Here is a 19,322-nt window from a genome sequence, read left to right as displayed (position 1 = left end):
GCGCGCCGCCACTCGATAGTCAGCACGACGAGGCAATTTTTCCTGCTCTGTTGCGCGGCGGCATTTTTGACCGCCTGCGCGACGAAGCCGCCCGCCACGGCGTTCGACCGCCAGCTCACACACGCACTCCCCGCCACCGCGGATTCGCCGCTGCGCGAAGCGCTCGCGCCGTTCGAGGCGAAGCATCCGGAGCAGTCGGGCTTTCGCGTGCTGGCGAAGGGCACCGACGCGCTGCAGATGCGCATCGCGCTCGCGCGCGCGGCGACCAAAACCCTCGACATGCAGTACTACATTGCCAACGAGGACACCACCGGCAAGCTGCTGCTCGGCGCCGCGCTGTATGCGGCCGATCACGGCGTGCGCGTGCGCATGCTGGTCGACGATCTGAACTTCAAGGACATCGACCGCATCATGGCGGGGCTGAACTCGCACGACAACATCGAGATTCGCGTCTTCAATCCGTTCGGCAGCGCCCAGCAAGGCATGTTCGAGCGCACCACGAACGTGTTCACGCAGATCGGCCACTTCACGCGCCGCATGCATAACAAGGCGATGATCGCGGACAACCAGCTCGCGATCGTCGGCGGGCGCAATCTTGGCGACGAGTACTTCAGCGCCAGCGAAACGCTGCAGTTCCGCGACATGGACGTGCTCGCGGCCGGCCCGATCGTCGCCGACGTCTCAGCGAGTTTCGACGACTACTGGAACAGCGACCTCGCCTATCCGCTGCGCGCGCTGAACAAGCAGAAATTCAACCAGAAAGAACTCGACCAGACGCGCGACGACCTGCGCCACCACTGGCGCACCAATGCCGATCCGTACAACGCGAAACCGCTGAACGCGACGCCGCTCGCCGCGCAGATTACGAGCGAGCAGCTCGGCCTCACGTGGGCGGGTGCGGAATTCAGGGCGGACTTGCCGGAGAAAATCGCGCATCCGTCGCCGGACTACGTGAGCCCGCCGCTCGCGCGGCTGCGCGAACTGATGCGCGACGCGCAGCACGACTTCCTGATCGTCTCGCCCTACTTCGTGCCGCACGCGTCGGGCGTGCAGGCGGCCGGCGAGCTCACGCGCCGCGGCATCCGCATCGCAGTGCTGACCAACTCGCTCGCGGCTACCGACGCCGTCGCCGTGCAGGCGGGCTACAGCCCGTTCCGGGTGCCGCTGCTAAAGGCAGGCGTCGAACTGTACGAATTAAGGCCATACCAGGACACGCCGGACGTGGGGCTGGTCGGCTCGCGTTCGCGCGCGAGTTTGCATGCGAAGACTTTTGTGATCGATCACCAGATTCTCGTCATCGGCTCGATGAACCTCGACCCCCGCTCGGCCAATCTGAACACCGAGCTCGCACTCGTGATCCACAGCCCCAAACTCGCGAATCAGGTCGCCAGCATCTTCGAGCGTGCCATCCAGCCCGATCACAGCTACCACGTGACGCTCGCCGACGCGGCCCAGCTCGCCTATCTGCGCTCGATCGGCGCGCCACTGTCGCCGCTCGTCTGGACCGACGTCGAGAACGGCCAGACACGCACCTACATTTTCGATCCGCAGGCCGGTTTTTACCGGAATGCGCTAACGGGTCTATTCTCGTTATTGCCTGTCAACTCGGAACTTTGAGAAGCGGAGTCAACCATGACTGAAGACGTACGGATGGAGCGCGACACGTTCGGCGAAATCGCGGTGCCGAATGCCCGCCTGTGGGGCGCGCAGACGCAGCGCTCGCTGCAGAACTTCAAGATTTCGACGGAAAAGCAGTCGCCCGAGCTGATCACCGCGCTCGCGGTGATCAAGCGCGCGGCCGCCGAGGTCAACCTCGGCCTCGGTGTGCTCGACGAGCAGAAGGCCCTCGCGATCATGCAGGCGGCCGACGAGATCATCGACGGCAAACATCCGGACGAATTTCCGCTGGCGGTCTGGCAGACCGGCTCGGGCACGCAGACCAACATGAACCTGAACGAGGTGATTGCCAACCGCGCAAGCGAGCTACTCGGCGGCGAGCGCGGCGAAGCGCGCAAGGTGCATCCGAACGATGACGTGAATCGCGGGCAGTCGTCGAACGATGTGTTTCCGACTGCGATGCATGTGGCTGCCGCGGATGCCATCGTCAAGCATCTGCTACCCGCGCTGAAGACGTTGCACGACACGCTCGACGGCAAGGCGAAAGCGTTCACCGACGTCGTCAAGATCGGCCGCACGCACCTGCAGGACGCGACGCCGCTCACGCTCGGCCAGGAATTCTCGGGCTATGTCGCGCAGCTCGAGCACGGCATCCGGCACGTCGAGTCGGCGTTGCCGCATCTGTACGAGCTTGCGCAGGGCGGCACCGCGGTCGGCACGGGACTGAACGCGCACCCGAAGTTCGCCGACGGCGTCGCCGCCGCGATCGGCAAGCTGACCGGTCTGCCGTTCGTGTCGGCGCCGAACAAGTTCGAGGTGATGGCGGCCGCCGACGCGCTGGTATTCGCGCACGGCGCGCTCAAAACGGTGGCCGCGAGCCTGAACAAGATCGCCAACGACATTCGCTGGCTCGCGAGCGGCCCACGCTGCGGTCTCGGCGAGCTGTCGATCCCCGAAAACGAGCCGGGCAGCTCGATCATGCCGGGCAAGGTCAATCCGACCCAGTCCGAAGCATTGACGATGCTGTGCGCGCAGGTGTTCGGCAACGACGTCGCCGTGAACATCGGCGGCGCGAGCGGCAATTTCGAGCTCAACGTGTTCCGTCCGATGATCGCGCACAACGTGCTGCAGTCGGTGCGCCTGCTCGCCGACGGCGCGCATAGTTTCAACGACAACTGCGCGGCCGGCATCGAGCCGAATCACGAGCGCATCGATACCTTGCTCAACGAATCGCTGATGCTGGTGACGGCGCTCAATCCACACATCGGCTACGACAAGGCCGCGCAGATCGCGAAGAAGGCGCACAAGGAAGGCACGACGCTGAAGGCGTCGGCGCTGGCGCTCGGTTATGTCACCGAGCAGCAGTTCGACGAGTGGGTGCGACCCGAGGATATGGTCGGACGCACCGCATGATGATGCGCTGCGCCTAGATCTTTCCCTGCGCGACTTCTTCCGGCTTCAGCTCGATGATCGCGTCGAGCGCTTCCTTCACGTCCATCGCGTACCTGGCGAGGCGTTTCTGCTCCTCGGTCTCTGGCAGGAAGGCGGGCACCGGCACCGGATGGCCGTTCTCGTTGACGGCGACCATTACGACGAGACAGTCGGTGGTCTGCAGCAGTTCGCCGCCCTTCGGGTCGCCCGCGTGCACCGACACGTGGATGTGCATGCTGGTGCGGCCCGTCGCGACGACGCGCGCCCGCAGCTCGACCAGATTGCCGACGAGGATCGGCCGACGGAAACGGATATTGCCGACGCTGACCGTCACGCAATAGCGCCCAGACCATACCGCCGCGCATGCGTAGGCGGTTTCGTCGATCCACTTCATCAGCGCGCCGCCATGCACCTTGCCGCCGAAGTTGACCGAGGTCGGCTCGGCGAGAAAGCGGAAGGTGGTTTCCGAACGGTCCAGCGGTGCGGTGGGAACAGTGCTCATCTTGACTCCGGTCAATCGGATGCATTGAAAGGAGGCGATTATACGAGCGCAATATTGCGCGCGACGGGGCATCGATTGGGGGACGCGGCGCGAAGCGCGCCGATGGGCCGACGGTGGGCCTAGTTGTGGACGCTGATCCCTGTGTCGATGGTGCCGTACATGTTGATGCTGCCGCTGCCGGCCGACCCCGAGCCGGCTCCGCCCCCCGCGCAGGCGCTGAACAGCAGAACCGCCGCGGCGACGGCGAGAAGAGTTTTCATCACATCGATTTCCTGCAAGGACAGGCTTCGATTCTAGCCTGTGGCACGCGACGCCGCGCAAACGCGGCCGAGCCGGACACGTCCGTCGCATTGATTGTTCACGCCAAGCTGAAACATCGAATACCCGATGCGCGTAGAGTAGGAATCGTGGCGGCGGTCTTTGCGATTGGACCGCGCCGCCCTTTGCCGCCCATTCAGGAGACGCGCCATGACCGCCCCCTTCTTAGACGACCAGAACCACTTCCCCGGCCTGAGCCGCATCGGCGCGCTACTCGCCGATCCCGGCCGCGCCGCGATGCTGTGGGCGCTAATGGACGGCAGCGCCCGCCCGGCCGGCGAACTGACGATGATCGCGGGGCTGTCGCCATCGGCGGCGAGCGCCCATCTCGGACGGCTCACCGACGGCGGGCTGCTCGCGCTCGAAGTGCGCGGCCGGCATCGCTATTTCCGTATCGCGTCGGCGGACATCGCCGCATCGATCGAAGCACTCGCCAACGTCGCGCAGGTCAGCGCGCCACAGCGCTCCGTGCCGCGTCCGGCACGCACCGTGCCACTAGAAATGCGCTATGCGCGCACCTGTTACGACCACATGGCAGGCGAGCTGTCGGTGCGCATGTTCGAGCGCATGCTCGAGCGCGGACTGCTGACGCAAGACGGCGCATCGCTAGAAGCGACCGCGCAGGGCGTCGCCCGCTTCGCCGACTGGGGCATCGACCTGGCCGCGCAGAAGACCCGCCGGCGGCGCTTCGCGTGCACCTGCCTCGACTGGAGCATGCGCCGACCGCATCTGGGCGGCGCTCTCGGCGCGGCGTTGCTCGATGCGTGGTCGGCGCATGGCTGGGTCGAGCGAACCGAACGGCCGCGCGTGCTGCGCGTCACGCCGGCCGGCCATCAACAATTCGATGCGTTTCTGGCCGGGTAGACCGTTCACCTGCCGGTGGCCCGACGTGGCGAGATCTTTTGTTACACGCCAGCGAATCCACCTTACAAATGAGCGGGTCTTGAAACATTGGCGGCAAGTACAGTGACTTAACGGACCCGGCCCATTGCCACGTCCGTCGGAGATCAGTCATGACACACGCCAAGCAGCCCGTGCAGCAAGCCGGGATCCGACTCCGGATGAGCGGATATACGCTGATCGCGACCGCCGTCGTCGCACTCGCGGCGCAGAGCGCCCTGGCGCAGCAAGCGACACCCACGCCACAAGCCGCGGCGGCCGTCGGGCCGGGCGGCGATCCGTCGGGCGGCGCTCCGTCGGGCGGCGACCCGCCGGGGCGCATCGCGCGGCTGAACTACACGGCCGGAGCCGTGACCACCGAGCCCGCCGGCGCGACCGACTGGTCGTACGCGCAGATCAACCGGCCGCTGACAACCGGCGACCAGCTATGGAACGACCAGAACGCACGCTCCGAGTTGCACATCGGCTCGACCGCGGTGCGCCTCGGCCAGAACACGAGCCTCGACGTGCTCAATCTCGACGACACGACCGCGCAACTGAAAGTCGCGCAAGGCACGCTATCGACGCGCGTGCGCGAGCTCGCGCCGGGGTCGTCGTATGAAATCGACACGCCGAATCTTGCGCTCGGCGTGAATGGTCCAGGCGACTACCGCGTCGACGTCGCGCCGGACGGCAGCAGCACGACCGTCACCGTGCGCAGCGGTAGTGCGATCGCGTACGGCGACGGCGGCCAGGTGCCGGTCGCGGCGGGTCAGCAGATCCGCTTTGCCGGCACCAGCCTGCAGCAGCTCGCCGACAACCGCGCGCCCGCTGTCGACGAGCTCGACCAGTGGGCCGCCAGCCGCGACGCCACCGAAGACCGCTCGCTGTCGGCGCGCTACGTGTCGCGCGACATCCCCGGCTACGAGGACCTCGATGCCAACGGCACATGGCGCGAGACGCCGCAGTACGGCGAAGTGTGGGTGCCGAACGCGACGCCGGCCGGCTGGGCGCCGTATCACGACGGCCACTGGGTCTGGCAGGCGCCGTGGGGCTGGACCTGGGTCGACGACCAACCTTGGGGCTTCGCGCCGTACCACTACGGCCGCTGGGCCGAGGTCGACGGCACGTGGGCCTGGGTGCCAGGTCCGCTCGAAGCGGACGCGGCGCCGGTCTATGCGCCGGCGCTGGTCGCATTCGTCGGCGACGACGACGGCGGTGTCGACTGGGGTGTGAACCTGGCGGTCGGCGGGGTCATCGCGGCGGGCGTCGCGTGGTTTCCGCTCGGGCCGGGCGAGCGGTGGCATCCGCATTGGGGCGGTCACGACCGCTGGAGCGCTGGGTACTACAACCGCGTGAACCGCACGACGATCGTCAACGACTACCGCCGCAACCTGAACATCCACAACGCGTACGTGAACTATCGCGTGCCGGGGGGAGTGACGGCCGTGCCGGCGACAGCGTTCGTCCACGGTCAGCCAGTCCGACGCTTTTCGCAGAAGGTCGATCCGGCGCAGTGGCGCAACGCGCGGATCAACCCGGGCGCACCGGGGATCGCGCCGGTGCGCGAAAGCTTCGGGTCGGATCTGCGGCGCGCGAACTACCGGCCACCGGCGAGCGTCGTCGGCCGGCCGGTCGTTGCGACTCGCACTCCCGTCATGCCGGCCGCTTATCACGACGAGCTCGCGCAGCGCTTCGCGCAAAGCGGCGGTCGGGTACCCGGCGGCGGCCAGCCGGTCGTGCGCACCGCAGTGCCGGCGCATATGACCGGCGCACCGAGCGCGCTGCCGATGGCGAACGTGCGGGTCGTGCAATCACACGTGCCGGGACGTCCGCCGGGGATGGCGGCTGGCGCGCCTGGCGCCCCCAGCGCAATGGTCGGTAACGGGCCGCATGGCGTCGAGCAGGCTGGCCAGCGGTCCGGCGAAGCCGGCGTCGTGGGGCCGCATGGCGAAGCGCCGCAAGCGCGTCCGGGCATGCCGACGCAGATGGTCGGCAACCCGCGTCCGCCGCAGCCTGGCGAGAGCGGGCTCGCGGGCAATATGGGCCATCCGTCGAACGGTGTGCCGCGGCCGCCGCAAGCAGCCGGTGGGAATTCAGCCAACGCGGCGGCGTACGCACGGCAGCGCGGCGCGCCGCAGGAATGGGGCGCGGTCGGCAGGTCTCAGCCGGCATGGACGCAGCCGCATACCCCGATGGCGCAGCAGGCACCGCGCATGGCGCAGCCGGGCGGCCCGCAACAGCCGAGCTTCGCGCAACACTCTGGTGTGCCCCATCCGCCGGACAACCCGGCCGCGCAGCAACAGGCGCGTGTGCCAAACTGGCATCCGCCTGTGACGCAACAGGCGCCGCGCGCCCTCCCGCCGCAGCAACCGCGTCCCGAACCACAAATGCAGCAGGCGCAACAGCCGCGAGTCGAACCGCGTCCGCAGCCGATGCCGCAAGCTCCTCGACCCGAACCGCAATTCCAGCAGGCACAGCAGCCGCACTTCGCGCCGCGTCCGCAGCCGATGCCGCAAGCCCCTCGGCCCGAACCACAGTTCCAGCAGGCGCAGCAGCCGCGAGTCGAACCGCGTCCACAGCCGATGCCGCAGGCGCCTCGGCCCCAACCGCAGTTCCAGCAGGCGCAGCAGCCGCATTTCGAACCGCGTCCGCAGCCGATGCCGCAAGCCCGGCCCGAGCCGCGTCCGCAGATGCAGCAGCCACGCCCCGAATCGCGGCCCCAGCAGGTGCAGCAGCCACGTCCGCAACCCCAGCCGCAACCGCAACATGCCGAGCAGCGCCAGGGCGGCGGCAGTCGCGACGAGCATCACAAGAGCTGAGCAGGACGCCTGCCGTCCCGGCAATAAAAAAGCCCCGCGATGCAAACCATCGCGGGGCTTTTGTTATTCGACGACGAAGAGGGCGAGCGCTACCGCCCCGCTCCCACCGGCATCAGATCGCCATCGGCGCCGTCAGCGGCTCGTGATGCCGATAGCCGACCAGAGAGAAATCCGCAGGCTCAATCGTTTCGAGCCATTCCGGCTCGTACACGCCGGTCTTCGCGTAGTCGGGCACACGATCGGAAATCGCGAGCCGCGGACTCTCGTACGGCTCGCGCTCGAGCTGCTGGTGCAGCATATCGAGCTGATTCTCGTAGATATGCGCATCGCCGATGAAATAGCTGAACCAGCGCGGCGTATAGCCCGTCAGCCGTCCGACCAGATGCAGCAGCGCCGCGCCCTCGGTCAGATTGAAGGGCGTGCCAAGCCCGACGTCGTTGCTGCGGATATACAGGCACAACGAAATTTCGCGGCGCGTAACGTTCGGCAGAAACTGGTACAGCAGATGGCAAGCCGGTAGAGCGATCTGGTCGAGCACGGCTGGGTTCCAGGCATGGAACAGAATGCGTCGATCTGCGGGGTTCTGCATGATCGTGTCGAGACACTGGCGCAGCTGGTCGATCGCCTTGTAAAGCAGCACCTTCGAGCGGCCTTCTTCGTCGAACTGCGTGATCATGCGAAAACCGCGCGCCTGCGCGTCAGCGAGTTGCGCACTCGCGCTGGCGTCGAGCACCTTGTAGGCCGGCCACTTGCGCCATTGCACGCCGTAGACATCACCGAGATCATCCGGGCCCTCGCGGTACGGATTGGCGAGCCACTGCGCGTTCTGATTCGCGTTCCCGTCCCACACCTTGCAGCCGAGCTCGCGGAAATCCGCGGCGCTGCGCGAAGCACGCAGAAACCCGACCAGCTCGCCGATCGCCGACTTGAACGCGAGCTTCTTCGTCGTGACCGCTGGAAAGCCTTGTTGCAGATCGAAGCGTAGCATCGCGCCGGGCATGCTGATGGTGCGGATGCCGGTGCGGTTTTCCTGCCACGTGCCGGTGTCGAGAATCGTACGGACGAGGTCGAGGTATTGTTTCATGCAGTTTCCTTCGGCGCGGCGCGAACCCGATCAGGCGCGCTCACGGAATTGAGCAAAACCCGATTCTAACAAGCGCGACCGCGCGCCGCCGGAGCATGGCGCGCCGCATGGGGAATATCGAGGGAAATATCAGACGGAAAGGAAAACACCGCGGTATGCGATATACGAGCGGCAAACACGTGCATGCAAAAGTGCTTCGACGCGACGCTTGCCGGCTGGCGTCGCTGCGCCCGGAAGGCACAGTCAATCCGTCCGAACCGGCACAGCCCGAGATCCGCGGCGACGCGCCAGACCTTCACATGCCACGTCGCCAGTCTCGCCGCTCGCCCGCGCCGCCTACAGATGCTGCACCGACGCCGGCAAATCGCCGTGCGGCGCCGACATCGGCTCACCTTCCATATGGCGCATGCCGTGCGAGCACAGCAGCCGATACAGCGTCACTCGCGAGATGCCAAGTTCCTGCGCCGCGTCTCCGAGCCGCCCGCGATGCCGCAGCAACGCAAGCTCGATCGCCTGACGCTCGGCCGCTTCGCGCGCCTGCGCGAGCGACACCGGCACGATCTCGACGTATTCGGCAAGTTCGAGGTCGCGCGCGGTGATCGCGCGTCCCTCCGACATCACGATCGCGCGCCGCACCCGATTGATCAGCTCGCGCACGTTGCCGGGCCAGCCGTAGTTATGCAGCGCGGCGATCGCGTCGGGCGCGAAGCCACGCAGGCGGCGGCTCGCATCCTTCTTGAAACGTTCGAGCATGTGCCGCGCGAGCAGTTCGATGTCCTTGCCGCGCGCGCGCAGCGGCGGCTCGTCGATCTGCAGCACGCAGAGGCGGTGATAGAGGTCGGAACGGAAGCGCCCTTCGATCATCGCCGCGGTCATGTCCACGTGCGTGGCCGAAATGATGCGCACGTCGACGTCGATCGCGCTATGGCCGCCGAGCCGCTCGACCTTGCGCTCTTGCAGGAAGCGCAACAGGCTCGCCTGGCTTTCGAGCGGCAGATCACCGATTTCGTCGAGAAACAGCGTGCCGCCGTTGGCCGCCTCGACCCGGCCGATCTTGCGCTGGTTCGCGCCGGTGAACGCACCGCGCTCGTAGCCGAACAGCTCCGATTGCAGAAGATGCGGCGGGATCGCACCGCAATTGATCGGTACGAACGGCGCGTTGCGCCGCGCCGAGCGTTCATGAATGGCGACTGCCGTCAGCTCCTTGCCGGTACCCGATTCGCCGGAGATGAACACCGGCGCGTCGGTCATCGCGACCTTGCGGATCGAGCGGAACAGCGCGAGCATCGCGTCGCACGAGCCGACCATCTCACCCTCGGCGCCTTGCGAGCCGTCGTGCGACGCCGTTTCGCTAAGCGAGATCATGCCGTACGCATGACCGACCGAGTCGACGATACGGTCGCCCGAAGACGGCACCGTCACGTAATCGAAGCAGTAGTCGCGCACGAGCCGGCGCAACGCGGCGTCCTGGAGTTGGCCAGGCGTAGTGGCAGCGACCCAGCCGACGTTCGGCATGGTCAAACAGGATTCAAAAGCGGCGATTTCGTGCGGCTGGAAATCACTGGACAGATCGAGCAGGCCGCCAGCAGCCGAGCCGGTGCGCACTGCCCGGCGCGCATCGCGCGCCGATCCCACGACTTCGACATGCCAGCCACGCTGCATAAAACGCGTATTCAGTTCCGCGCTCGGGTCACGCGAAACGTAAATCAGTTGCCGCGTTGCGGGTTCCATTATTCAGATCCTCTCGTCAACGAACGTTAAGGACGACGCATGCACCTGAAATTGCGGTTCAGACACGCTGACTCGTCCAGGATTCGCGAATCGCAAAACCCGAACGGCCATTCCATTCCGTGCGGACAGCTGATCCCCAAGAAAGCGGCGTGTGTGTTCGAGACGGCCCGATATGGGCCTTTTTTAAATGTGAAGCTGTTTTCGAGAGCTTACTATACGCGCGCCGCTTCGAAAACAATTATGCGAATTTAATCGATGGACCCGTTGCCCATCAAGGCTTAGCGGCTGATCGCGATTTATTCAGCCGACAAATAAAACATTAGTGGAAGCGCTTTTTGTGGCGTTCTCGCGACAGTATTTCGTTACCTCGTGGATTAACGAATTATAGGTATTTTCTGCTGATCCGTTTCAGGCCTGCAACGTTTTTTGCCGATTTGGAACGCATTAGTCGCGTTTGTGCTGATTGGCGCCAGGCGTATCAATGGATTGCGAGCGATGGCACATGTTTCGCTAATTCGCGTGCACAGGGAGACACATCATGCGACTCGCATTGCGCATCGATCTGATAAGCCGCCCCGCGCCATTCTTCGCGATCTGCGCAGCTCTAGCGTTCAGCGCCCCGCCGGCGAGTGCCGGCACCCCGACAGCGCAAGCCGCCCCGGCGCGATTCGCCACGCTGACGGATTCCAGCGATGCCGCTGACCCCGCCTGCGCCAGCCTGCAAGCCACCACGCCGGTTGCCGCGGAGGACGACAGCCAGATTGCCGCCAAACCGTCGACCCCGGCTGCCGATGCTGCATCCATGAACGATATTTCGCTCGATGACCAGATGCTGTCGCCGCAACGCGGCGGCGCGGTCGGCATGTTGATGGTCGCCGCGACGCCCCGGTTGATGCAAAGCGGCGGCAACCAGGTGACGTTGTGGGACGAGATCGCGCCACCCTCGCCGCTGCCGGTGCCCGTCGATGCCGCGCGCGCCGCCCAGGACAACGTCGCGACATACCAGCGCAAGTAAGCAGGACGAAGCAACGAACAGACGGCAAATAACCAGGCAATGCAGGACCGGTGGCCGCGCGAGAGATGACGCGCCCCACGACGGCGGGACACAAGTAACAAGAGAGAAGGGACCGGGACATGAGTACGAACCAGCAGACGCCGCACGCCCTCGGGCTGCCGGCGGCGTCGTTCAGCAACGCTCCCGTCTTGCCGCGCGCCGCTTCGGCCCACCGCCTGCTTCGCGAGCCATGCCTATGCCGAGCAGGTCGCCAATCCGGGCGACATCGTCGTCGAGCGCAGCGTCACGCCGCGTGACGCGTTCGTCCCCGTGCCGCGCGACCAGGACCCGGTCGCCGTGCGCGCCACCACGTTCCCGGCCAACTCGTTCGATCCGACGATCGCGACACTCGTCGGCGACACCGATCTGACGAACGCGCACGGCTCGAACGGCGTCGCCGCCTGCGGCGTACCCGGAGGCACCGGCATGCGGGCCGTCACGCAGATCCTCTCCGGCAAGGCGACCGGCAACACGATCCCGCGCTGAACTCGGGCGGCATCGGCGGACCGGCGACGGGCGTCGGCGGCGCGATCAGCTCGTCGGTGACGGGCGCGCTCGCGCCGCTATCGAACGTGCTCGGCGGCGCGCTCGGAGGCCTGAAATGAGCGCACGCCTGCGCCCCTCGCTTCGCTCGCTGCAAATCGCTGCGGCACGCCCGGCCCTGCGCGTGTGCGCGTGCCTGTGCATGGGCGTCGCTGCGTTCGTCGCCGGCACGGCTCACGCGCAGGCGCAAGCGATACCCATCGTCGGCGCCATCGCGACGATCGGCAGCGGCGCGGGCATGGGCGCGACGGGCGCGCTCACGGTCAACGAAACGGCTGGCCTCGACAACGCGCAGGCCAACCAGATCACGGTGACGAAAGGCGCCGCGGTCGGCAACGCGAACGCGAGCGTGCAAAGCGCGTCGGTGGCCGCGAACGTGCCGCGCGCGCAGGCGTCGATCGAAGCCAGTGCGTTTTCGAACACATCCGGCGCGGTGCTGATGAACCAGTCGGCCGGAGTAGGGAATCTGCAGCGCAACAGTACCCAGATCGGGACTGCGGCGCTCGGAGTCGAGACCGTCCCGGATGGGGAGCTCTCCGCGACGGCCCCGAAAAACGGCAGTCCGGGGCGGTCGAACGCGATTCACGGCGTGCGCGAGGCAAGCATTTCCAGCGATGCCTTTCGCAACGCGAACGGAATCGTGCAAATCAACCAGGCAGCCGGCGCCGGTAATGCCACGGCAAACAGTTTTGTGCTCCGTCCCCCGGCGGGCACTTTTTTTAACTGACCACACTTAAGTATCGGAGCGAATCATGAAGCGCACTCTTATTGCCACGGCCGTTCTCGTTGCCGCATCCGGCAGCGTGCTTGCCGCGCCGCAGAAGGCCTACCTGTTCAATACGACGGTCGTCGGCGAGATGGTCGGCGTCGAAGGTCTGGTCGGACTGTTTGGCTGCGTGCATGTGTCCAGCACGGCTAACGCGGTGATCAACAACAATCAGACCGTCAACGTGAATGCGACGCTCGATCCGCAGGCGCAGACCTACACCAGCGGCAACGTGACCACGACGCTGAACAACAGCAGAACGTCGGTCAGAGGCGGCGGCTCGGCATTCGCGTTCACGACACAAAACCATACGTCGTCGAGCTCGGGCTCGCAGGGCTTCGAAGCGTCCGGCGGCTATGCGTACGGCAACCAGAGCGCGAGCGTGACGAGCGGCGGCTATGAAACCAGCCAGCAGGCAGCCGGCATCGCGGGCAGCTTCTCGCACACAAGTCAGAACTCTGGCGGCCATCTGTCTGCCGGCGGCTCGATCGGCGGCGGCTACAGCTATCAGGACCACAACACGTTCTCGCACGGCAGCGGCTCGTTCAGCGCCCGCGGCGGCCTGCAGGCCGGTTATCGCGAATCGAGCTACGCGAACTCGTCGGGCGTCGCCGGCGGCTTAGAAGCAAGCGAAGCGTCCGGGCAAGGCCATTCGTGGGGCTTCAAAGCGAGCGAAGGCTCCGGCTATGCGATGGTCGGCGAGCAATCGTCGGGCTACTCCCGCAGCCGCTTGTCGTCGAGCGACTCGTATGGCGCCGCATGGGGCATCGACGCAGGCATGTCGACGACCGACGTGACGACGGGCGGCTCGATCACGCAGCACATCAACAACGAAGCTGCCGCCACGCTGAATGCAACCACCGGCACCAACGCAGCCAGCAACGTGTCGGGCAACCTCGGGATCAACATCGCGGAAGGCATCGACAACGCGCAGAGCAACGACGTGTCGCTCGCCTCGGTCGACGTCGGCAACGTGTTCGGCAACGCGCAGGCCTTCAACGTGCAGTCCTCGGGCGGCAGCGCAACGATTCACAACTTCAATCTGAACGCGTCGGTCGGCAACGGGTCGCTGTCGGGTGTGACGGGCAACGTCGGTGTGAACATCGCTTCCGGTATCGGCAACGCGCAGGACAACCCGCTTGCCGGCGCCATGACGACGACCTCGCCGGGCAAGGCGCTGACCACCGCGATGGATGCGACGGACGACAACTCGCAATCCGCAACGATGACCGTCCACGGGCAATTCCAGGGCACCGCGAGTCTGGGTGCCGATACGCTGAAAGGCGCCTCCGGAAACATCGGCGTGAACATTGCCGGCGGCGCGGGCAACTTGCAGCACAACGGCCTCGCCATCGCGGCGTTGAACAGCGGCAAGTAAGCACGCGACGCGGCGAGCGCGGGCAAGCAGAAGAAGCACAAAGCAGTCGGAGGGGCGCGCCGGCAGCCATAGAAGCTGCCGGCGCGGATCGGGCAGGAGACCAGCATGACCGGGTTCAAGGGGTTCCCGGCGCTACCGTTCGCCGTAGCGCTGGCAGGGTGCGTGCTGTGCGCGGATTACGCCGCCGCACAGTCGAGCATCGACACGTCCACGTTCGTCGGCGTGCCGTTGACGAAGACGGTCCGTTCGATGAAGGACCTGCGCTACAACCACATCGTCAATCAGCAATTCGATTACAGCTGCGGCGCGGCGGCGCTCGCCACCCTCCTCAAGTACGGCTACGGCATCGATATTCCGGAAACCGAACTGATTCGCCGGATGATGGTCTTTTCAACGCCCGAAGTCGTCGTCAAGAACGGCTTCTCGATGCTCGACATGAAGCACTTCGTCGAGACCATCGGACTGCGCGGCCGCGGCTTTCGCGTCAACGTCGAAGCGCTCCACCATCTTCAGATCCCCGTGATGGTCCTGATGAACATCGACGGCTACGAGCATTTCGTGATCGTCAAACATGCGCAGGACGGCCGCGTGTTCATCGCGGACCCGGCGCTCGGCAATCGCACCGTGCTCGAAGAGGACTTCGCGAAGACCTGGAACGGTCTCGTGTTCGCGGTCCTCGGCAAACCCTTCAGGGAGGATTCACCACTGTTGCAGGACAACGAGTCGCTCGCGCTGAAGTTGCGCGCCGCTGCGCTGGCAGCCGGCACCGCCGCGACTCCCTTTTTCGAGTACGGCTTGAACAAGGCAGACATGTTCTGATCCCGCCATGAAGTCACACTTCACACAGCTTGGGTTCGTGCTCTGCGCCGTCGCCTGCGGCGCAAGCAGCCTTGCCCACGCTTCGGAGGGCGCCGCCTCGCCACCGGCTCCCGAACTTTCGATAGCGCCCGAGCCAGGCGCCGCGCCCCTGCGGGTGCAACTCGTCGGCGACGACGCGCTCGCGACCCAGACCGGCAAATACGCCGGCGCGTCGAGGCGGCAGACGGCGGCACGCTGTTTCTCGACGAGATCGGCGATCTGCCGCTCGTAAGCCAGGCGAGCTTGCTGCGCTTTCTGCAGGAACGCAAGATCGAGCGGCTCGGCGGACGCGAATCGATTCCGGTCGACGTGCGCATCATCTCGGCGACCCACGTCGATCTCGACGGCGCGATGCGCGAGGGCCAGTTCCGTGCGGATCTGTTTCATCGCCTGCGCGTGCTGCGCGTCGATGAGCCGCCGCTGCGCGCGCGGGGGCGCGACATCGAGATTCTCGCGTACCACATCCTGCACAAGTTCAAGACCGACAACGCGCGCAAGATTCGCGGCTTCACGCCGTCGGCGATCGAAGCGCTCTACAACTACAACTGGCCCGGCAACGTGCGCGAGCTGATCAACCGCGTGCGCCGCGCGATCGTGATGGCCGAGAACAAGCTGATCTCGGCCGACGACCTCGACCTCGCGGGCTACACCGAGCAGGAAAGCATGACGCTCACGCAGGCGCGCGAGGCTGCCGAGAAGCGCGCGATCGAGGCCGCGCTGCTGCGCCATCGGCACCGGTTGAACGAGGCGGCGGTGGATCTGAACATTTCCCGCGTGACGCTGTATCGGCTGATGGGCGTGCACGGCTTGCGCGAACCGGGCAGCGCCGACGACAAGGGAGCGTTCGCCGCGGACGGGCCGGCGCGAAAGTGAGCGGCGGGTACGCGTCGGTGTGCATCGACGGCTCGGGTAGAATCGCCCGGTTACCCTCCTCTTTCCATTCGATGACGACGCTCACCCTGATCGTCGCTCGCGCCAGCAACGGCGTGATCGGCCGCGACAACCAGTTGCCCTGGCGACTGCCCGAAGACCTCAAATTCTTCAAGCGCACGACGATGGGCGCGCCCATCATCATGGGCCGCAAAACGCATGAATCGATCGGCCGGCCACTGCCGGGACGCCGCAATATAGTCGTCACGCGCGATGCCTCGCGACGCTTTCAGGGCTGCGACACCGCGACCAATCTCGACGAAGCGCTCGCGCTCGCCGCGCAGGACCAGGCGCCGCAGGCGTTTCTGATCGGCGGCGCAGAGCTCTACGACGAAGGGCTGCGCCATGCGGACAAGCTGATCGTCACCGAAATCGCCGCCGACTTCGACGGCGACGCGACCTTCCCCGCGATCGACCCGCAGGTGTGGGAAGAAATCGCGCGCGAAGCGCATCATTCGAATGCGCCCAACGACTTCGATTACGCATTCGTCACGTATCAGCGCAAAGACGTCTGACGGCGCGCGCCACGCAAGCGATAAAAAACGCCACGCAACGTTCAGTTGCGTGGCGTTTTCGTTTGATACGGGGCTGCGCTGGAACGAGCCGTGTGGCTTACTGCCCCGCGATCGTCATCCGCTCGATCAGCACCGAGCCGGTCTGCTTGGTGCCGCGCGTGATCGTATCCGCGCCGATCGCGACGATATGGCGGAACATCTCCTGCAGCGTGCTCGCGACCGTGATTTCCTCGACCGGATACTGGATCTTGCCGTTCTCGACCCAGAAACCCGACGCGCCGCGCGAGTAGTCGCCGGTCACGTAGTTGACGCCCTGCCCCATCAGTTCGGTCAGCAGCAGGCCCGTGCCGAGCTTCTTCAGCATCGCCTCGAAGTCGTCTTCGGGACGCGTGTTCGAACTGAGCAGCGACAGGTTGTGCGAGCCGCCCGCGTTGCCGGTGGTCTTCATGCCGAGCTTGCGCGCCGAGTAGGTGGACAGGAAGTAGCCCTCGACGACGCCGTCCTTCACGACCGAGCGCTGGCGCGTGCGCACGCCTTCCTCGTCGAACGGCGCGCTGCCCATCGCGCGCGCGACGTGCGGGTCTTCAACCACCTGCACGTGCGGCGCGAACACCGGCTTGCCGAGGCTGTCGACCAGAAACGAGGTCTTGCGATACAGCGCGCCGCCGCTCGTCGCCTGCACGAACGCGCCGAGGAGGCCCGCCGCGAGCGGTGCCTCGAACAGCACCGGCACCTTGCGCGTGTCGAGGCCGCGCGCGCCGATGCGCGCGAGCGCGCGCTGCGCCGCGTAACGACCGACCGCTTCGGGATCGGCGAGCTCGTCGGCGCTGCGCGTCGATGTGTACCAGTCGTCGCGCTGCATGTTGCGGCCGCTGCCGGCGATCGGCGCGCACGCGACGTAGTGGCGCGAATACGGATAGCCGGCGAGGAAGCCGCGCGAGGTCGCCAGCACGAACTGCGAGTGCTGTGCCGACACGCTCGCGCCTTCCGAGTTCTTGATCTGCGGATCGGTCGCGAACGCGGCGTCTTCGGCGCGGCGCGCGATTTCGACCGCTTCGTCGGCGGACAGATTCCACGGGTGGTACAGATCGAGGTCGCGGGGCGCGGTTTCGAGCAGCTCGGCTTCGGCGAGGCCCGCGCAATTGTCTTCGGCGGTGAAGCGCGCGATGTTGTAGGCGGCCGCGACCGTGTCCTTCAATGCCTGCGGGGAGAAGTCCGAGGTGCTGGCGTTACCGCGTTTGTTGCCGATGAACACCGTCACGCCGACCATCTTGTCGCGGTTGTGCTCGATCGTCTCGACTTCGCCGCGCCGTACCGAGACGGACAGGCCGTCGCCTTCGGAGATTTCGGTCGCGGCGTCGGTGCCGCCGAGCGCCTTCGCGTGACGGAGGATGTCCGAGGCGATTTCCTTCAGCTCATCCTGGGTATGCGGAAAAAAGCGCTGCTTGACGTCCATGTCTGCTGCCATTGTGGTTGCCGTCCTGTTGGGGCCGCGCGGCCGTGGGTATGCGCACCGTATTCGGCGCAGGCGCGCGGGTTCGGGATAAATGCATCCCGCGATCATAGCAAGGTACGCGCCGCCGCGGGTCGGGCCGGCGCGGCAAGTTACAATACCGGCATGACACGCAAAACCCGCATTCAACCGATCGAATCCGTCGTCACGGAAGTCGACGAAAACGGCTACGATCGTCCGAGCAAGTCTCAGGTCAAGCGCGAAATGCAAGCGCTGCAGGATCTGGGCTTGGAACTCGTCGCGCTGCCGAAAGACGCGCTCAAGCGCATGCCGATGCCCGAAAAGCTCGACGAAGCCGTGCGCGAAGCGCGCCGCATCACCGACCACGAAGGCAAGCGCCGCCAGATCCAGTACGTCGGCCGCGTGATGCGCTCGCTGCTCGACACCGAAACCGCCGCGCTGCGCACCGCGCTCGACACCTACAAGGGCATCAACAAGTCGGAAACGGCGAAGCTCCACTGGATCGAGCGCACCCGCGAGAAGCTGCTTGCCGACGACGCCGCGCTGACCGAATTCATCCGCCAGCACCCGAGCGCCGACCCGCAGCAGGGCCGTACGCTGATCCGCAACGCGCGCAAGGAAGCGGAGCAGAGCAAGCCGCCGCGCTACTTCCGCGAGTTGTTCCAGTGGGTCAAGAGCGCGGCAGGCACCGACGACGAAGCGGAAGACGCGCACGACCCCAACCTCGCCGCGGAAGACGACGATGACGACCGCGACGCCTGATCGACGTAAGCAACGTCAGCACCCCGACGAAATCGTGATCGGCCTCGTGTCGATCAGCGACCGCGCGTCGACGGGCGTGTACGAGGACAAGGGCATTCCGGCGCTGCAGGAGTGGCTCGGCGCGGCCTTGAGCTCGCCATGGCAGGTGGTCACGCGGCTGATCGCCGACGATGCGCCGACCATCTCGGCGACGCTGATCGAGCTGGTCGACGAAGTGGGCTGCGATCTGGTGCTGACGACCGGGGGCACCGGACCATCGCGCCGCGACGTGACGCCCGAGGCGACACTCGCTGTCGGAACCAGGGAGATGCCCGGCTTCGGCGAGCAGATGCGGCAGATCAGCCTGAATTTCGTGCCGACCGCGATCCTGTCGCGCCAGGTCGCGGTGATCCGCGAAACCGAACGACACGCCGCGCTGATCATCAACCTGCCCGGCCAGCCGAAATCGATCAGGGAAACGCTGGAAGGCCTGCGCGATGACGGCATGGTCAAGGTGCCAGGGATTTTCGCGGCGGTGCCCTACTGCATCGACCTGATCGGCGGCCCTTACGTAGAAACGAACGTCGACGTGGTCAAGGCGTTCCGGCCGAAAAGCGCGCAGCGCGCGCCACGGCAAGACTGAGGTTCGAGGTTCGGGGCCTGCCCGTGCAGGCCCGCG

Annotated in this window: 17 protein-coding genes and 1 pseudogene; 13 read left to right on the top strand and 5 right to left on the bottom strand. The window is 66.0% G+C overall.

All coding sequences use genetic code 11. The annotated features are described in order from the left end of the window. Positions 1–15: 15 nt before the first annotated feature. Both OKW45_RS17615 and fumC read left to right on the top strand, forming a co-directional pair. A complete protein-coding gene (locus tag OKW45_RS17615; RefSeq protein WP_429473304.1) occupies positions 16–1,617 on the top strand; it encodes a phospholipase D family protein in 1,602 nt (533 codons plus the stop codon). Positions 1,618–1,632: 15 nt separating this feature from the next. Beyond that, on the top strand, positions 1,633–3,030 hold the full coding sequence (fumC, locus tag OKW45_RS17610; protein WP_429470145.1) for a class II fumarate hydratase: 1,398 nt from the start codon (positions 1,633–1,635) through the stop codon (positions 3,028–3,030). Positions 3,031–3,043: 13 nt separating this feature from the next. Here fumC and OKW45_RS17605 read toward each other — a convergent pair whose 3' ends face one another. Both OKW45_RS17605 and OKW45_RS17600 read right to left on the bottom strand, forming a co-directional pair. Continuing rightward, complete coding sequence (locus OKW45_RS17605) at positions 3,044–3,550, bottom strand: acyl-CoA thioesterase (protein WP_018421320.1); 507 nt, start codon at positions 3,548–3,550, stop codon at positions 3,044–3,046. Positions 3,551–3,669: 119 nt separating this feature from the next. Beyond that, positions 3,670–3,810 (bottom strand): hypothetical protein, encoded by a 141-nt coding sequence (locus OKW45_RS17600; protein ID WP_204357138.1) that lies wholly within the window; start codon positions 3,808–3,810, stop codon positions 3,670–3,672. 208 nt (positions 3,811–4,018) lie between these two features. Between OKW45_RS17600 and OKW45_RS17595 the strand changes: the two genes are divergently transcribed. Further along, complete coding sequence (locus tag OKW45_RS17595; RefSeq protein ID WP_018421322.1) at positions 4,019–4,732, top strand: ArsR/SmtB family transcription factor; 714 nt, start codon at positions 4,019–4,021, stop codon at positions 4,730–4,732. A 149-nt stretch (positions 4,733–4,881) separates the two neighbouring features. Continuing rightward, positions 4,882–7,569: a DUF6600 domain-containing protein gene (locus OKW45_RS17590; protein WP_429470142.1), complete on the top strand. Its 2,688-nt coding sequence runs from the start codon at positions 4,882–4,884 to the stop codon at positions 7,567–7,569. A gap of 112 nt (positions 7,570–7,681) precedes the next feature. Here OKW45_RS17590 and OKW45_RS17585 read toward each other — a convergent pair whose 3' ends face one another. Beyond that, a complete protein-coding gene (locus OKW45_RS17585) occupies positions 7,682–8,653 on the bottom strand; it encodes a thymidylate synthase (RefSeq protein ID WP_018421324.1) in 972 nt (323 codons plus the stop codon). 336 nt (positions 8,654–8,989) lie between these two features. Then, complete coding sequence (locus OKW45_RS17580) at positions 8,990–10,384, bottom strand: sigma-54 dependent transcriptional regulator (protein ID WP_018421325.1); 1,395 nt, start codon at positions 10,382–10,384, stop codon at positions 8,990–8,992. A 538-nt stretch (positions 10,385–10,922) separates the two neighbouring features. Between OKW45_RS17580 and OKW45_RS17575 the strand changes: the two genes are divergently transcribed. The 7 genes and pseudogenes from OKW45_RS17575 (at position 10,923) to OKW45_RS17545 (ending at position 16,428) form a co-directional block, all read left to right on the top strand. Beyond that, entirely contained in the window at positions 10,923–11,399 is a 477-nt protein-coding gene (locus OKW45_RS17575) for a hypothetical protein (protein ID WP_429470140.1), read from the top strand. Positions 11,400–11,663: 264 nt separating this feature from the next. Further along, the gene (locus tag OKW45_RS17570; RefSeq protein WP_503129163.1) at positions 11,664–11,924 is read left to right on the top strand and encodes a hypothetical protein; all 261 of its coding nucleotides are present in this window, start codon (positions 11,664–11,666) and stop codon (positions 11,922–11,924) included. 115 nt (positions 11,925–12,039) lie between these two features. Further along, on the top strand, positions 12,040–12,708 hold the full coding sequence (locus tag OKW45_RS17565; protein ID WP_429470137.1) for a FapB/FapC family functional amyloid domain-containing protein: 669 nt from the start codon (positions 12,040–12,042) through the stop codon (positions 12,706–12,708). A gap of 25 nt (positions 12,709–12,733) precedes the next feature. After that, positions 12,734–14,125: a FapB/FapC family functional amyloid domain-containing protein gene (locus OKW45_RS17560; protein WP_429470135.1), complete on the top strand. Its 1,392-nt coding sequence runs from the start codon at positions 12,734–12,736 to the stop codon at positions 14,123–14,125. Between the two features lie 105 nt (positions 14,126–14,230). After that, entirely contained in the window at positions 14,231–14,944 is a 714-nt protein-coding gene (locus OKW45_RS17555) for a C39 family peptidase (RefSeq protein ID WP_429470133.1), read from the top strand. Positions 14,945–15,151: 207 nt separating this feature from the next. Then, positions 15,152–15,856: pseudogene (locus tag OKW45_RS17550) on the top strand (sigma 54-interacting transcriptional regulator); the annotation flags it as partial. Between the two features lie 71 nt (positions 15,857–15,927). Next, positions 15,928–16,428 carry a dihydrofolate reductase gene (locus OKW45_RS17545; protein WP_018421333.1) on the top strand — a complete coding sequence of 167 codons (501 nt, stop codon included), beginning with the start codon at positions 15,928–15,930 and terminating at the stop codon, positions 16,426–16,428. A 97-nt stretch (positions 16,429–16,525) separates the two neighbouring features. Here OKW45_RS17545 and pmbA read toward each other — a convergent pair whose 3' ends face one another. After that, on the bottom strand, positions 16,526–17,896 hold the full coding sequence (gene pmbA, locus OKW45_RS17540; RefSeq protein ID WP_026225964.1) for a metalloprotease PmbA: 1,371 nt from the start codon (positions 17,894–17,896) through the stop codon (positions 16,526–16,528). A 150-nt stretch (positions 17,897–18,046) separates the two neighbouring features. On the opposite strand from pmbA, the gene yjgA reads away from it, so the two are divergent. Together yjgA and mog are read left to right on the top strand one after the other, a co-directional pair. Next, entirely contained in the window at positions 18,047–18,664 is a 618-nt protein-coding gene (gene yjgA / locus OKW45_RS17535) for a ribosome biogenesis factor YjgA (protein WP_018421335.1), read from the top strand. Next, on the top strand, positions 18,645–19,286 hold the full coding sequence (gene mog, locus OKW45_RS17530; RefSeq protein ID WP_429470131.1) for a molybdopterin adenylyltransferase: 642 nt from the start codon (positions 18,645–18,647) through the stop codon (positions 19,284–19,286). Before yjgA ends, mog begins: the two co-directional genes overlap by 20 nt. Positions 19,287–19,322: the final 36 nt, after the last annotated feature.

This window comes from Paraburkholderia lebeckiae (assembly GCF_050436225.1).
GTDB lineage: Bacteria > Pseudomonadota > Gammaproteobacteria > Burkholderiales > Burkholderiaceae > Paraburkholderia > Paraburkholderia tuberum.
The sequence above is the reverse complement of the archived record's forward strand: the minus strand, read 5'-3'. Positions and strand labels throughout refer to the sequence as shown.